We start from the raw sequence: 14,020 nt of genomic DNA on the forward strand, positions 1-14,020 counted from the left end.
TTACACGGCACGCCCGTCAAGAGCGCGTTCAACGTCCATCCGATGCAACCAGCGTCACCGGAATGCCTCCGCAACCGGCGCTTCTCGCAACTTCGAGGTCTTGCCACGGTGATCCGTCGCCGTGCGTCGAGATCATCGATGCAACGCTCTTGTCCGGCCGCAACACATTGAACGGCCACGTTGGACGCACGAGCCGCTCGTGAACCAGCGCACCGAGCCAGATCGGCGTAGGCGCCTGTCCCGCGCGATGCTCGACCACGAAGTTCGTCGGCCAGAACCGCAGGACATCGCGCTCGTCGGCGCTCATATGCGCCCGCGTGAAAACCAGCGCCGACGGTTCGCCGTTGTTCAATCGCGGCAGCACGGGCAACTCGGTTGCCGTTGCGTTTGGCGACACCAGCGACAACACGCTGCGCGCCGATAAATGCGTGCCCTCCGTCCAGCCACGACCCTTCAACTGCGCGCTGATCTGCGCGGCCGTTGCGCTCCACTGAATGGTGATCGGTTCACGACGGTCGCCGTCCATGCTGGATCGATAGCAAGAAAAGGTCCGCCACACGGTATCGGTCCATTGCATTGCCGTGACCTTCGTTGGCGCGGGACCGGACTCGTGCGCCGTCGCCTGAATGCTTGCACCGGATTGCAGCACGACGCTCACGCCAACCAGCGCCAGGACGACAACAGGCATTGCCGGGCGCGCCGGAGGTTTCGCGGGATATCGCCAGACAGCGGTCAGCGCGATCAGGAAGACCCACGTTGCGGCCAGCGCGGCGCCGCCTACGGCATCGGAGAACGTGAAGTGGCCGAAATACACGCCGGCGAACGCAACCGAAAACAGGATGGCGAGCGTGGTCATCGCGGTCAGGATTCGCGCCACCATTCCCACGCGACGCGCGATCAGGAACGAGAGGAATCCATAGATGACCACGCTCGCCGCCACGTGATTGCTCGGAAACGCGCGCAGCCCGGACGCGAATCCGCCTGGCAGCGGACGCGCGGTCGTAATCTGGATGGCGAGGATCAGCAACTGCGAAAACGCGACGGCGCTCAGCCAGTACGCCACGGTGCGCCATCGGTTTTCGATCGCCATCCAGACGACCACGAGAACGGTCAGTGCGCCGAGCGTGGGGACGCTTCCCAGCGTCGCGAACACGGCAAGCACGGCGTCGCCCCATGACGACCGGAACGCCTGCAAGAACCGGTACACGGATACATCGACCTGGACCAGCGGATCGCCGTGCGATACATCGTGCAAGGTGGAAAAAAACACGCTCGCCGATACCAGCAGCAACACCGAGATCACAGCGATGAGCGCTGCCGCCTGATGCTTCGGATCCAGCACGCCGAGGACCACGCGTCCCGCGAAACCACGGTCATGGCGACGCGCCCAGGCCAGCACGTTGCGCCGCGACGCGTCCGTCCAGGCGCGCGCGTGAGACACGAGCAGCGTGGTGAGCTTGAACGTGAGCCACGTCACCGCGACCGCGATCGCGAGCAGGACGACGAGCCGGAACGACACGGCGCCGGCGAGTTCCACCGATGCCCCAAAAACAACGCCCGGCAGAATATGCAAAGGCGCCCAGATCAGCGCCGAGAGAATGTTGATTGCGAGAAAGCGCGTTGACGGCATGCCGAGCATGCCCGCGACCACGGGCACGACCGCTCGCAATGGCGCGATGAACCTCGCGAAGATCACGCTTTTTGCGCCGTGTTTTTCGAAGTAGCGCTGGCCGGCCGCGAGCATGCCCGGATGCGTTCGAAACGGCCGCAACTGCGCGATGCTGTCCTTGTAGCGGCATCCGAACCAGTAGCTGGCGGCGTCTCCCGCAACCGCACCCGCGATGGCGCACGCGAAGACCCAGCCCAGGTTGAGCACGCCCGTGCCGACCAGCGCGCCGGCCACGAACATCGCGGTGCTGCCGGGAATGAAGGTTCCAATGAACGCTATCGATTCGAAAAACGATGCGAGGACGACAACGGTCAGCGCCCAGCCCGGATGGCCTGCAAGGACATGCAGCAACTTGAAATAGGCATGCTCCATCTGCGTCTCCGGACCCCTCGGTTTTGTCGGATTCTACGGCTGTTCGGGTTTGCGGGCGTTGTGTATCGATTTGATCGACGCCACGCGGTAACTCTGACATTAAATAAGCGGCCATTTGCGACGACCCAGAAAAAATGTCCTTGCATGGAATGGCCTTTGCTCAAGCGAAACATCACGCAAGCGAAATGCCGCTCCTGTAACATAAACGCACGAATAATCCGTCACGGTTAATTGAATGGAAAACAAATCCCTGGAAGAACGGCTTCGTCTGCACGCATATCATCTGTGGGAAGCAGATGGCCGTCCGCACGGACGCTCGGACGAATATTGGCAAAAAGCGCGCGAGCTCCTGGAACGCGAGACGTCGGCAGAAGGTTCAAGCGACAAGCCAGCCAAAAAGACGACGCGATCCAAATCGAAGGCAACGGCGGCTGACACGGCTGAGGCCGAGGTTTCAAAGGCTAAGCCTAAGAAGGCAGCAAGCAAACCGGTGGCCAGGAAAGCGGCCAAGTCCAAGGCTTCGGATTCGGACGCCGCCGAAAAGAAACCGAAAGCAGTAGCTGAATTGGCGGCTAAACCCGCAAAGAAAAGCGCGGCGAAAGCCAAGCCCGCTTCTGACGCAAAACCTTCTGATCCAGCGGCACCGAAAGCGGCGTCCAAGACTGCCAAAGTCGCGGCGAAAGCGCCCAAGAAATAAACAACAACATTCAAGCCGGAATGTTTATCGGCGATAAGTTCGGTGCGCTTTATGGAGAATTCATGCGTAGGGTTTTAGCTGCAGTTTTGTTAATCGCGGCTGCAAGTGCGATTGTGCCAACCGAAGCAAGCGCGCGGCCTCGCCAGGAATGCCGCCGCGTTTGGGTTCACGGACATTACGTGCGGCGTTGCCGGCCCGTGCCGCCGCCACGACATCACCATCATCGGCCGCCGCCGCATCATCGGCCGCCAGCACATCGGCATTGAGCAATTAGCAATTAGCAGCGATCTCTCTGAGAGAGGATCGCTGCTGTGTCGCCATCGTTGAATTCAAAAAATAGTATTCGTTTCAGCAACGCGCGGGCGATCGATCCGCGTATGTGAAGCATCGTGTATCTGCAAATAATTGAAACAAATAAGCGGATAAAACGGCATTTATTATCAAGACAGTTTGGGTTACTTCCGCAATGACCTGGTGCGTGGCATAGTGCGGAAAATTACTTGTTAAGGAACCCAAAATGCCGACACTCGAACAAATTCAGGCCAAGCTAAAGAAGCTTCAGGCACAGGAAGAAACGCTGATCGCAAAGCGCAATCAATCGATTCTCAATCAAATTCGCAAGCTGATGGAAACGCACGGTCTTACGACTGCCGACTTGAAAGCGCATAACGCGACGCCGGTTAAACGGCGGGGACGTCCCGTGGGTTCATCGGCAAAACCGAAGGCTGGACAATCCGGCAAAAAGAAAACTGTCAGCAACGGAAAGCTGCCTGCGAAGTATCGTGATCCGAAAACGGGCGCTACGTGGAGCGGATGGGCCCGCCCGCCAATGTGGATCAAAGACGTCAAGGATCGCTCGAAATTCTTGATCGATGGCAGCGCCGAGAGTGGCACGACCATGGATGCGTCGCGCAAAAGCTCTGCGTTGAAGATCGTTCATGCCAGCGTTAAAAGCGCTAAAGGCAAGCGTGCAATGACAAAGAGGGTGTCGCGGAAATCATCGGTTGCAAAAGCAAACGGTGTGATTAATCCGACGTCCAATGATAGTTCTGCGGAATTGTCGGCTGCTTGATGCTTGCAGCCTGACCAGGTCTAGCCGCGTTCTTAGCGAACAAAGGAGCGGCGATTTCGATATCTGAAGGTTGGTCAGACTGACTTCCGTTTCTATCGATGTCCGCCGCCACCATGACCACCGCCGCCGCCTCCGTGTCCACCACCGGACCATTGGCCGCCGTGACCGCCACCGTGGCCGTATCCGCCGCCGTGATCGTGGCCATTCCAGTAACCGCCGTGACCATGATCGTAGTATCGGCCGCCACCGCCCCAGCCGCCGCCGATATAAACGCTGCTGTATCCGGGCGCATAACCATAGTAAGCCGGCGCTGCGTAGCCAGGATCGTAAGGCTGACCATAACCGTAGCCGTAACCCGGTACGGCTACGCAGCCGCCTAGCATGGCCAGGCTTGCCACTAAAACAATTGACTTGAGCATTTGATCGTCTCCCGTGCTTCTTAAGTAGGAACCGAATAGCGTTGCTTAGTTCAAGCGCAATTGTGTCCTTGGATTACGGTGCCACTTTGATGCCGATCGGTGATTATCAGATGCCTTTATTACTGCACTGTCTTGGATCCGGCCATTGTGTCGTTAGGCGCCATGGCGTCCATGCTGGTGGTTTTGTCCATGCGCGGATTTTGTGTGGTGCTGGACGTGAGGCTATTCGAACCCGATACCGGATCGCCCCAATGCGTCATGCCGGCAGTGGCCGCGCTATGTGCGTTTCCGCCGCCCGTGCCGCCCTGCCCATTGCCGCCGCCTTGTGCAAAAACAACCGCCGACGCACACAGCGAAGCGACCGAAACGCCCGCCACCACAACTTTCAGCATTGCCTTTTTCATGGATGTTCTCCTTAAGGCGCGAGTGCGAAATTGCGTCGCGTCAGAGCTATATACGTGGCATCCTGGGCGCTGGATGCATCGAGGAGATTCGAGCGGTTTATTGCTAGTTTCGACTCTTCGGATTGCGTCGTCTACCAAGGCCGCTTGCTTTTCAAGGCTTAGTATTTATTAAGCGGAGGCAGCGGAGATTTAGCCTTACGTGATTTGCGCGTGTGCTTAACGGCACGGCCAAGTGCTTTTATTGATTCGCGTGAATTCAACTCGGCTTGAGGCTGACCGGAATAGTGTGCATGGACAGCGCTCACCAATTCATCAAGACGAAGCTCCGCTGAGGATTTCAATTCGTCGATCATCGCGGGATGCTTGAGATCACGACTTCGATCCATCCATCGATAAAGCAAAGGTATAGTGGCCTTCAAAGGTCCGTTGCGTGCGGCAATACGCAAAGCGCGCCAAGCGGGTCCGTCACCATCTGCATGGCGTTTTCGTGCATCGTGCAAAGCTTGCCTTAACCGCTTGAAACGCGCCGCAAGCCGCGGATAAGCCCAGATCGAAACCAGCGCCAGCACTAAAAACATAGCCGCCAACATTGCTTGCCATCGAGCGATGACAAGGATTCGATGCGCGCCGCCTTTGGATAATGCGTCGGCGGGAATGTCGAAAAGCGGTCGTTCCCTGGCGGCCGACGCCGAGAAACTTATCGCCGGTAAAACAATCGATTCCCTTTTTTGCGTCGCTGTATTCCACCACTCGATAGTCACCGGAGGCAGCTTGAATCTTCCACTGTGATCGATGACATACGTCACCGAATCCGTGCGTTCACCTGCGACCAGCCCGGCGCGATCCTGAATGACGTTCTTCGTCAGTGAAGGTTTTGCGTATCGCTTGAGTCCATCGACTTCGACGAAATTAACTGGTGGAATCAGCATCGATTCCGTTCCGGCAGCGACCTGCGTGATGCTCCGCGTAAGCGATCCCCCGGCCTTCAGATCGTGCAACGTCGGCGTGATTGTTTGCGTAGCACTCAGCTTTTGCGTCGGAAAAAACACGCGCATGCCTTCAGCGCCGGCGGGAACTGTCGCTGCAATCTTCAATTCCCGCGTGGTCAAGATGGCAGGCGTCGTCACGCCGCCCGGATGAACGGAGATCGAGAACGCGGGAATGGTGAGCACGCCGGCCGCCTGCGGCACGATCCGGTAAGCGCGGCTCACGCCGTACCAAGCGACTCCGTCGATGGTCTCGTGCAGATTCTCCGCTTGTTCATCGGGGAGAACGACGAGCGCGCCCGACACGTTGAACAGCGGCCAGTCGGGCGCCTCGGTGAAAAACGTCGTGGTCAGGCAATCGACGACCAGCTTGACTTCGGAATCCGCGACCACGGTCCCCGAAGGTTCGAGATGCGCACGAACCTTGAGCTGAGGCGCGTCTTGTGCAAAGGCGGACGCAGAAATCAGCAGCATCACGACCAGACACATTCGCAAGATCCATCGTGAGGTCATGGCGCGCTCTTTGAATCGGCATCGGATTCCTGCTCGAATCTTCGATGCAAAAATGCCGCCGGCGATGTATTCAGATTGCGCATCCACACGTCTTCTGCGGGAACGGCAATGAGCGTGCTTTGCTCGACCTTGCCCTTTTTCTTTTCTATTTTTATGTCGTCGGATTCCTCGTCCTCTTCATCTTTTTGCGGATCTTGCTTGGGCTTTTCTAAAAGCTTCTTCAACAAGTCGCGATTGAACGCCGCTTCGCGCATGTCGGGTTTGAGCGTCACTGCTTTATCGAAAGCTTTGATAGCCGATGGATAATCGTCCAGATGCGCGAGCGTATTGCCAATGTAGAAATACGACTGCGCGGTTTGCAGCTTCGAGAAGGACTCGAGTGCGCCGGTGTAGTCGCCAGCAAGATACAACGCGCGTCCCTTCCACAAAGGGTCATCGAAGCGTTGCGCCGCCGCTTTGAAATCTGCATGTTCGAAATACCAGCGGCCTTGTTGATCGTGCGTGGCGAACAAGTCCACCCAGTTCCACGATGCCGCTTGCGCATCGCGCGGCATTGCGCTAAAGGTCAGCGCGATCAACACGACCGGCAGCCATTTCACCGTCCAGCCGCGTCGAAAACCTAGCGCTCCAAGCACGAGCAATGGCAACACGAGCCAATATCCGGTCTCTTTCCAGCGCGGCGTGCGTTTGGATTCATCGACCTCGGCCAGGTAGGTCTGCGCACGCCGCTCGACCCACGCAACGTCATCGCCGTCCGCACGCACGCTCGCTAACGGAATGCCGGCATCGTGCGCAACCTTTCGGATGCCCTCGGCGTCGAACGTTCCCATTACCGGAAGACCATCGGCGCCCAGCGTAAGCGCGCCATTCGCGTTTCGAATCGCGCCGCCATCCGGCGTTCCGACCGCGAGCCACAGAAGCTGATGATGCGATTGCCTGGCCTTCGCGACGAACGCATCGGCGTGATCGGAATCGAAACCATCGCTGATAAAAACGATCGTTCCCGCTACCGGATCCTTCGCCAAAAGCTGCTCCGCGATATCGAGCCCCGCGCTCGCGTTCTTGCCATCGCGCGGCATGACGGCTGGCGTGAGCGCAGGCAAATACAACTCGAGCATGGCCGGGTCTTCGGTAGGCGGAACCACGAGATGCGCAGTCGATGCAAACACCACCAGTCCCGTGCGCGCGCCCTTACGCGCGCTCGCGAGATCCAACACTTTTTGCTTTGCGCGTTCAAGACGCGTCGGCGCAACGTCGGTTGCGTCCATCGAATGCGCGAGTTCAAGGACGATTACTAGGGTTGCCTTGTCCTGATTGAACGGCGGGCGTTCTTGCTGCCACGTCGGACCGGCAACCGCTATGGCAGCCACGCCTATAAACAAGCCCAGCGTATGAACCGGTTTGATCCTTCGATGCGCCGCGTCGCCGACAATCAAATGTTCCAGCAGCAACGGAGAAATGATGGCGCGCCAACGCGCATGCACACTGTTTCTCCGATGCCAGGCCAGCGGCAACAGCACGGCGGGAACCAGCAACCATAACCAGTAAGGTCGCAGAAAATGAAACGCGGTGAGGTCAATTTCCATGCGCCGCACCTTTGACCGGTTCGTGGCGCGGCGCGCGCAGCACGGCAATCAGCAACGCAAGCGCGTGATAAAGCGTGAGCATCAAAAGCCCGAGTGCAAGCGGTATCCAGAAAAAATCGCGTTGCGGCCGATACGTCTCACGCTTCACTTTTTCGGGTGTCATCTTGTCGAGCGTGGTGTACACATCTGCGAGTTCCTGCGGATTGCCGAGCGCGCGAAAAGACTCGCCGCCTGTGATGTCCGAGATCTGCTTCAGGGCATCGAGATCGACTTTGTCTTCGCCTGTCGCGCTCGGATCGCCAATCCCGATGGTATGAATGATCAGCTTGTGATTCTTCGCAATATCAGCCGCGCGTTCAGGAGGAATGGCGCTGCTTGTATCGTTGCCATCGGTTAGCAGGATCAGCACTTTCTCCGGCGCCGGCGACTCGTCCATCAGCTTGACCGTCAGGCCGATTGCATCGCCAATCGCCGTGCGTGGACCCGCCATCCCGATCTGCATCTGGTCGAGAAGCAACAGCACGCTGGCGTGATCGAGCGTCAACGGCGCTTGCGGATACGCGGCCTCGCCGAACACGACCACGCCGATACGATCCCCCTTGCGCTTCGCCACGAAGTCCTTCACGACGCCCTTGACCGCCATCAGCCGGTCCATGCGTTCGCCCGTCGCGGGGTCGATGAAATCGCGCGTGCTCATCGACTGCGACAGGTCGATTGCAAGCATTAGGTCGCGCGCGGGTTCGTCGTGGGTAACAGGCGGCTCGACGAACACCGGTTTTGCCGCGGCCGTGACAACCAGCGCCCAGAGAAGCGGCGTCATCAGGCGCTGCAAGATGTTGCGTCGCAAGCGCACGCCGCCGGGTGCAGGTTCTTCTCCCGCGGCTTGCGCCATCTCGTGAAAAAACGGCATGCGTATGGCCGGTGTCGTGGTGCGCCACGCCGGCGCGAGCCACCATACGATCAACGGTACGGGCAGCAGCAGGAACAACCACGGGAAGTCAAATTTCCACATGATGGCGCTGGATCCAGTCACGCGTGGCGAGCAGCAACGTATCGACTTCGCTCTTCGGGAGCGCCGCGATGTGGTCGGCGGGTGCGTAGCTGATCAAGGTGAGAAGTGCGCCGCTGCGATCATCGAAGCGACCATTCGTGCGCTTGAGAAACGCGAGCCATTCGTCACCGCTTAGCGCGGCAACGTGCTCGTTCGGATGTGCCGCAAGCGACGTCCGCTTGATGAGCGCAGGGATGGCCGTGAGCGCATTCGTGCGTTGCGTTTCGTCGTGCAAAGCCGTCTCGATCCGGCCAAGTTCTGCTAAGGCGACCTTTCGATAAAGCGCCTTCTTATGACGGCGCCATCCGGCCCATGCAGCCCAAAGCGCCGCCAATAACAACACGGCTGCAACCGCCAGCCACCCGACCGTTTGCGGCGCCCAAGAAACCGGTTCGGGCAGCGGCAATTCCTGCAATGCGGTGAGCGCAGACGGTGTATCGGCGGGACTCAGCGAAGCGTTTTGCAGGTCGCTCATACACCGCTCGCAAGCGTTGGCCGCATGCGTTCGCCGAACAGCCGGCGCACTTGATCCGCTACGGGTTCATCCGTCGATAACGCCATCAGCGGCACGCCGCTCGATCGCAACAGCGTGGCGACTTCGGCGGTGCGATCCTTGAACAACTCTGCAAGCGGCGCGCGTACTTTCTCCTGTTCAATACGCAATTCCACTTGCAGACGCCCTTCGCTGACAACCAGCGCGCGATGCTCCGGCATGCGTTGCCAAAGGGGATCGAAGACCATCGCGGCGACGACATCGTTATGCCGGGAAAGCTGGCGCAAGAGCTTGCGCGTGCGCTCGGTCGCGCCCGCAAAATCGCTCACGATGCAGATCAGATAATCATGTCCCGCAAGTTGCAACACGCCTTGAAGCGCGGCATCGAGTTGATCGTAGTTTGTTCTTGCAGCGCTCTCGGCATGCAGCGCCTGATTCATCCGCGCGATGGCGCCGAACAGCACCTTGATGCGGTTGCGGCTGCGCAATGGCCGGATGCGAACCACGTTGCTGTCGTCGAAGATCACGCCGCCCACGCGATCTCCCGATGCAAATCCCATCCACACGGCAAGCGCCGCGACCTCCGCGGCCACGACCGATTTGAACGCGCGGTTCGATCCGAAAAACATGCTCATGCGCTGATCGACGACAACCAGCAGCGGGCGATCGCGCTCTTCCGTATAAGCACGAATCTGCGGTTTTCCCAGACGCAACGACACCTTCCAGTCAATGTGACGAATATCGTCGCCAGGAAGATAGCCGCGGATTTCTTCGAAGTTCAGACCGCGTCCGCGCAAACGCGACGCATGGCTTCCCGACAAGATGCTCGACACCGGCGCGGGCGCGATGAAGCTCAAGGCACGCGCGCGAAACTCGAGCCTGGCGAGATGCGCCGCGTCCACATACACGCGGCCAATATCAGACTCGGATGCCACGACCATGATGGTCCTCCCGCATCTCACGCCGGCACGGCGACTTTTTCGATAAGACGATCGATCACGCTGTCCGCGCTGATGTTGTCGGCGTTGGCATCGTAGGAAAGAATCAGCCTGTGACGGAGCACGGGATGAATGACCGCGCGCACGTCGTCGGGCGTGACATACGTACGATCTTCAAGCCACGCATGCACGCGGCTCGCACGATCGAGCCCGATCGCGCCGCGCGGACTTGCGCCGATCTCGATCCAGTTGCCGAGATCCGGATCGAGTTCGCCGCCATGCCGCGTCGCGTTCACGAGCGAGACGATGTATTCATCGATAGTCGGCGCAACCGCGATTTGCCGCACGGCCCGGCGCACGTCGAAGATCACATCCTGCGCGAGCGTTTCGGCGGCTTGAGGCGCATCGTTGCTTTCGCGCCTGAGCAAACGCAACATCTCGCGCTCGCTTTCCGGCAGTGGATACGTGATCAGCACCTTGAACAAAAACCGGTCCATCTGCGCTTCGGGCAGCGGATACGTTCCCTCTTGTTCGATCGGATTTTGCGTTGCCATCACGAGAAACAACTCGGGCATGACGTGCGTTTTTCCCGCGACGGATATCTGCCGCTCCTCCATGGCTTCGAGCAACGCGGACTGAACCTTGGCGGGCGCACGATTGATTTCATCGGCGAGAATCAGGTTGCCGAACAAGGGGCCGGGCTGAAACCGCAACGTTCGTTCGGTGCCGGATTGCAGCAAAGTCTCCGCGCCGGTGATGTCGGATGGCAGCAAATCAGGCGTGAACTGGATGCGGCTCATGCTCGCGGCGAGGCGCGTTGCGATAGCTTTTACCGTGCGCGTTTTCGCGAGACCGGGCAGGCTTTCGAGCAGGACATGACCGTCGGCCAGGAGCGCGATCAGGACCTGGCGGACGACGGCTTCCTGACCGACTATCGCCTCGCAAACACTCGCTTCGAAGCGCAGGATCGTTTCACGCATGGCTCTGAATCCCCTGACCGTTTCACTCCCGGAAGCCGGGCCGAATACCGCTTGTCTTCACGGAAGTTAATGCACGCGAGCTTGTTCGTCAAAGATTCAGCGGCCGCTAAAAAATCCGCCAAATGCCATGGAAAAGTTGTTGCCTGCTTCCGGCAAATATGAGATTGGTGGCTACAGGTGACGGTGACATCAGTACTTTGAAGATGGAATTGGCATCGCTCGAAGCGGCCCTTCAAACGTGTGTCTGGCGAAGCTCGCGCTCATTTCGTCCATTCCAATTTTCTGTTTGAAAGATATCTGGTCGCGGGAATTGCTGTCACGAATATCGTCTGAATTTCATGCGCAGAAATTCTGACTGTTAGAAATACTAAGTTAATCGGTCGCGATGCGAAACTGTAATTTCGTCTATGCAACTCTTCGAAATTCGACGGAAGTCGTGCGTCGATCGGCGCGACACGCCGGAACCGCGTGAGGGGACACATCATGAGCGTACGCAAACCGGTATCGGCGAAATCAGGATCAACTGTTGAAAGCGGTGTTCAAGGATCGGCTCGCTTAACGAAGTCGTACCGTAAGTTGATTCTTTGGGGCGTGTTGCTGGTCCTCGCGCCGGCAGTCGTGGGCGCAGCCGTCAGCCTGGCCGTGAAGTCGCATGAGACACCCCATCCGCAAATCGTTTTCGGCGATGGATCGCGCGGCCCGATGGAAATGGCGTGGGTCCCGGGCGGCCAGTTCGAGATGGGAAGTGACTCGAAGCAGGCGCAGGCGAATGAACGGCCGGCGCACAAAGTACGCGTGCATGGCTTCTGGATGGATCGTCATCACGTGACCAACGCGCAGTTCGCAGCGTTCGTGAAAGCGACCGGCTACGTCACGACAGCAGAAAAGAAGCCCGACTGGGAATCGTTGAGAGTCCAGCTTCCGCCGGGCACGCCGCGTCCGCCTGACAGCGCATTGGTGGCGGGTGCGATGGTGTTCGTCGGCACAGGCCAGCCCGTCCCGCTGGAAGATTATTCGCGCTGGTGGCGCTATGTGCCCGGCGCGGACTGGCGTCATCCAACGGGACCGGACAGCAGTATTGCGGGCAAAGACGATCATCCGGTCGTGCAGGTCTCGTACGAAGACGCCCAGGCCTACGCAACGTGGGCCGGCAAACGTCTGCCTACCGAAGCGGAATGGGAGTTCGCGGCGCGCGGCGGTCTCGAGCAGGCCACCTACGCGTGGGGCAATCAGTTCGCGCCGGGCGGCAAGCAAATGGCCAACGTGTGGCAAGGACAGCAGCCGCAGTCGTTTCCCGTGGTCAATCCCAAGGCCGGCGGCGCTGTGGGAACGAGTCCGGTGGGCACTTTCCCGGCCAATGGCTACGGCCTCTCGGACATGACCGGCAACGCCTGGCAATGGGTTGCCGACTGGTACAGGGCGGATCAGTTCAGGCGCGAGGCGACCAGTGCGAGCGTTGTTGAAAACCCCGTGGGTCCATCGAATTCCTGGGATCCCGCCGATGCAGGCGTTCCCGTTGAAGCGCCCAAGCGCGTGACGCGCGGCGGATCGTTTCTGTGCAACGAAGACTATTGCCTGAGTTACCGGCCAAGCGCGCGGCGCGGCACCGACCCGTACAACAGCATGTCGCACCTCGGCTTCCGCCTCGTCATGGATGAAAGCACATGGGCCGATCTGCACAAACGCCAGCAAGTGGCGCACGCCGACGTGCCCGCCCATTAAATCGCATTACTCCGGACGGACACATTTGATGCAGCTTCACACCCGACGTCGGTGGCTGACCTGTTTATCGATAAGCGCCGCAGCAGCAGTCGTTTCCCTTTGCCTGGCCGGCTGCGCGGGACAAGGCGCATCGAGCACGGCAGCTGCGTCGATTGCAAGCCCCGCCGTAAGCCCCGCTGCAATCGCGACCGACTCGTTGCCTTCGTGGAGAGAAGGCGCGGCCAAGCAGACCATCCGCAAGTTCGTCGCGGATGTCACGCAGGAAGGATCGCCGACTTTCGTTCCGCCGGACGAGCGCATCGCGGTATTCGATAACGACGGCACCTTGTGGAGCGAACAGCCGTTGTACTTCCAGTTTGTGTTCATGCTGGATCGCGTGAAGGCGGCGGCGCCGAGTCATCCCGAATGGAAAAGCAATCCCGCGTTCAAGGCGCTGGTTGCAAAGGACTACGGCGCGCTCGCGAGCCAACAAAAAGAGTTGATGCAACTGATCGCGGTTGCAAATAGCGGCATGAGTGTCGATGACTACGACAAGACCATTCGCGACTGGCTCGCAACGGCGCAGCATCCGAAATTCAAGCGCCCTTACACCGAGCTCGTGTATCAGCCGCAACTGGAATTGCTGGGCTACCTGCGCGCAAACGGATTCAAGACGTTCATTGTGTCGGGCGGAACGATCGACTTCATGCGTCCCTGGGCCGAGAAGGTTTATGGCATTCCGCCGGAACAGGTGATTGGATCGAGCCAGGTCGTGAAGTATGAATTGCGCGACGGCAAACCCACGCTCATCCGCATGCCGAAGCTTGATTTTGTCGATGACGGTCCGGGCAAGCCGATCGGGATTTATCGAAATATCGGGCGCAAGCCGATTCTCGCGTTCGGCAATTCGGACGGCGATCTCCAGATGCTGCAGTACACGGCGGCGGGCACGCGTCCGCATCTCGCGTTGCTGGTGCATCACGACGACGCCGCGCGCGAGTTCGCATACGACCGTCAATCGAAGATAGGAAAGCTCGATAAAGCCTGGGACGAAGCCGTCACCGACGGCTGGACCGTGGTGAGCATGAAAGACGACTGGCAGACGATTTACCCCGGCACGAAGCAATAGATATAGCAAT

At 59.2% G+C, this 14,020-nt stretch carries 14 protein-coding genes; 4 read left to right on the forward strand and 10 right to left on the reverse strand.

Translation table 11 applies throughout. The features are described 5' to 3' along the window. Window positions 1–28: 28 nt before the first annotated feature. Window positions 29–2,041, reverse strand: coding sequence for a bifunctional DedA family/phosphatase PAP2 family protein (locus ASG35_RS26270; protein ID WP_056364490.1), 2,013 nt, complete (start codon window positions 2,039–2,041; stop codon window positions 29–31). Between the two features lie 235 nt (window positions 2,042–2,276). On the opposite strand from ASG35_RS26270, the gene ASG35_RS26275 reads away from it, so the two are divergent. Continuing rightward, window positions 2,277–2,738, forward strand: a complete 462-nt coding sequence (locus tag ASG35_RS26275; protein ID WP_056364492.1) for a DUF2934 domain-containing protein — start codon at window positions 2,277–2,279, stop codon at window positions 2,736–2,738. A 60-nt stretch (window positions 2,739–2,798) separates the two neighbouring features. On the opposite strand, the gene ASG35_RS26280 is transcribed toward ASG35_RS26275, so the two are convergent. Next, complete coding sequence (locus ASG35_RS26280; protein WP_056364494.1) at window positions 2,799–3,008, reverse strand: hypothetical protein; 210 nt, start codon at window positions 3,006–3,008, stop codon at window positions 2,799–2,801. A gap of 430 nt (window positions 3,009–3,438) precedes the next feature. Here ASG35_RS26280 and ASG35_RS26285 point away from each other — a divergent pair, with 430 nt between their 5' ends. Beyond that, window positions 3,439–3,810, forward strand: a complete 372-nt coding sequence (locus ASG35_RS26285; RefSeq protein WP_442854866.1) for an H-NS histone family protein — start codon at window positions 3,439–3,441, stop codon at window positions 3,808–3,810. A 92-nt stretch (window positions 3,811–3,902) separates the two neighbouring features. Here the strand turns inward: ASG35_RS26285 and ASG35_RS26290 are convergent, their stop codons facing one another. The 8 genes from ASG35_RS26290 to ASG35_RS26325 form a co-directional block, all read right to left on the reverse strand. Further along, window positions 3,903–4,229, reverse strand: coding sequence for a hypothetical protein (locus ASG35_RS26290; RefSeq protein WP_056364497.1), 327 nt, complete (start codon window positions 4,227–4,229; stop codon window positions 3,903–3,905). A gap of 119 nt (window positions 4,230–4,348) precedes the next feature. Beyond that, window positions 4,349–4,633 (reverse strand): hypothetical protein, encoded by a 285-nt coding sequence (locus tag ASG35_RS26295; RefSeq protein WP_082508618.1) that lies wholly within the window; start codon window positions 4,631–4,633, stop codon window positions 4,349–4,351. Window positions 4,634–4,791: 158 nt separating this feature from the next. Further along, on the reverse strand, window positions 4,792–6,132 hold the full coding sequence (locus ASG35_RS26300) for a BatD family protein (protein ID WP_082508619.1): 1,341 nt from the start codon (window positions 6,130–6,132) through the stop codon (window positions 4,792–4,794). Then, window positions 6,129–7,718 carry a vWA domain-containing protein gene (locus ASG35_RS26305; protein ID WP_056364712.1) on the reverse strand — a complete coding sequence of 530 codons (1,590 nt, stop codon included), beginning with the start codon at window positions 7,716–7,718 and terminating at the stop codon, window positions 6,129–6,131. The genes ASG35_RS26300 and ASG35_RS26305 overlap by 4 nt, the downstream gene beginning before the upstream one ends. Beyond that, complete coding sequence (locus ASG35_RS26310; RefSeq protein WP_056364502.1) at window positions 7,708–8,730, reverse strand: vWA domain-containing protein; 1,023 nt, start codon at window positions 8,728–8,730, stop codon at window positions 7,708–7,710. The genes ASG35_RS26305 and ASG35_RS26310 overlap by 11 nt, the downstream gene beginning before the upstream one ends. Next, window positions 8,717–9,244 carry a DUF4381 domain-containing protein gene (locus tag ASG35_RS26315; RefSeq protein WP_056364504.1) on the reverse strand — a complete coding sequence of 176 codons (528 nt, stop codon included), beginning with the start codon at window positions 9,242–9,244 and terminating at the stop codon, window positions 8,717–8,719. The genes ASG35_RS26310 and ASG35_RS26315 overlap by 14 nt, the downstream gene beginning before the upstream one ends. Then, window positions 9,241–10,203, reverse strand: a complete 963-nt coding sequence (locus ASG35_RS26320) for a DUF58 domain-containing protein (protein ID WP_056364506.1) — start codon at window positions 10,201–10,203, stop codon at window positions 9,241–9,243. Before ASG35_RS26320 ends, ASG35_RS26315 begins: the two co-directional genes overlap by 4 nt. A gap of 17 nt (window positions 10,204–10,220) precedes the next feature. After that, the gene (locus tag ASG35_RS26325; RefSeq protein WP_056364508.1) at window positions 10,221–11,180 is read right to left on the reverse strand and encodes an AAA family ATPase; all 960 of its coding nucleotides are present in this window, start codon (window positions 11,178–11,180) and stop codon (window positions 10,221–10,223) included. A gap of 483 nt (window positions 11,181–11,663) precedes the next feature. Between ASG35_RS26325 and ASG35_RS26330 the strand changes: the two genes are divergently transcribed. After that, a complete protein-coding gene (locus ASG35_RS26330; protein ID WP_082508620.1) occupies window positions 11,664–12,902 on the forward strand; it encodes a formylglycine-generating enzyme family protein in 1,239 nt (412 codons plus the stop codon). Window positions 12,903–12,930: 28 nt separating this feature from the next. Beyond that, window positions 12,931–14,010 carry an HAD family hydrolase gene (locus ASG35_RS26335; protein WP_056364511.1) on the forward strand — a complete coding sequence of 360 codons (1,080 nt, stop codon included), beginning with the start codon at window positions 12,931–12,933 and terminating at the stop codon, window positions 14,008–14,010. The last annotated feature ends 10 nt before the right edge of the window (window positions 14,011–14,020 follow it).

It is taken from the genome of Burkholderia sp. Leaf177, from assembly GCF_001424345.1.
GTDB lineage: Bacteria > Pseudomonadota > Gammaproteobacteria > Burkholderiales > Burkholderiaceae > Caballeronia.